The sequence below is a fragment of the Rhodothermus bifroesti genome (assembly GCF_017908595.1).
Classification (GTDB): domain Bacteria; phylum Bacteroidota; class Rhodothermia; order Rhodothermales; family Rhodothermaceae; genus Rhodothermus; species Rhodothermus bifroesti.
Window position 1 is genome coordinate 1 of record NZ_JAGKTL010000008.1, and the last position, 1201, is coordinate 1201.

Below are 1201 nucleotides of genomic sequence, written 5' to 3' on the forward strand. Positions count from 1 at the left end.
AGCTATGGCGAAGGAGGTATTTCAGCGGACGAAGCCGCACGTGAACATAGGTACGATAGGTCATGTGGATCATGGGAAGACGACGTTGACGGCGGCGATCACGCATGTGTTATCGAAGCGGGTGGCGGATCCGGTGAATCGGCCGCGGAGTTTTGATTCGATTGACAATGCGCCGGAGGAGCGGGAGCGGGGGATAACGATAGCGACGTCGCATGTGGAGTATGCGACGGAGCGTCGGCATTATGCGCATGTGGACTGTCCGGGTCATGCGGATTATGTGAAGAACATGATTACGGGTGCGGCGCAGATGGATGGGGCGATTTTGGTGGTAGCGGCGACGGATGGTCCGATGCCGCAGACGCGGGAGCACATTTTGTTAGCGCGTCAGGTTGGGGTTCCCTACATTGTGGTATTTTTGAACAAGGTGGATTTGGTGGAGGATGAGGAGTTGTTGGAGTTGGTGGAGATGGAGGTTCGGGAGTTGTTGAGTCAGTATGAGTTTCCTGGGGATGAGGTGCCGGTGATACGGGGGAGTGCGTTGGGGGCGTTGAATGGGGATCCGGTTTGGGAGGAGAAGATTATGGAGTTGATGCGTGCGGTGGACGAGTACATACCGACGCCGGTACGTGAGAAGGACAAGCCTTTTTTGATGCCGATAGAGGATGTGTTTTCGATTACGGGTCGAGGGACGGTGGTGACGGGTCGGATTGAGCGGGGAGTAGTTCGGGTTGGGGATTCGGTGGAGATTATTGGTTTGCGAGAGGGGAAGTTGACGTCGGTGGTGACGGGTGTGGAGATGTTTCGCAAGCAGTTGGATCAGGGTGAGGCTGGGGACAATGTAGGTTTGTTGTTGCGGGGTATTGACAAGGATGAGGTGGAGCGGGGCATGGTGGTGTGTCAGCCTGGGAGTGTGACGCCGCATCGGGAGTTTGAGTGTGAGGTGTATGTATTGTCGAAGGAGGAGGGTGGTCGTCACACGCCGTTTTTCAATGGGTATCGGCCGCAGTTTTATTTTCGGACGACGGATGTGACGGGGGACATTACGTTGCCGGAGGGGGTGGAGATGGTGATGCCTGGGGACAATGCGCGTTTTCGGGTGAAGTTGATTTATCCGGTGGCGATGGAGGAGGGTTTGCGTTTTGCGATTCGTGAAGGTGGGCGTACTGTCGGCGCAGGCGTCGTCACCAAAATCCTAGACTAA

The 1201-nt window shown here is 55.9% G+C and carries 1 protein-coding gene; it reads left to right on the forward strand.

Annotation, left to right across the window (positions count from 1 at the left end):
* Positions 1–4: 4 nt before the first annotated feature.
* Complete coding sequence (gene tuf, locus J8E65_RS12460; protein ID WP_210376499.1) at positions 5–1201, forward strand: elongation factor Tu; 1197 nt, start codon at positions 5–7, stop codon at positions 1199–1201.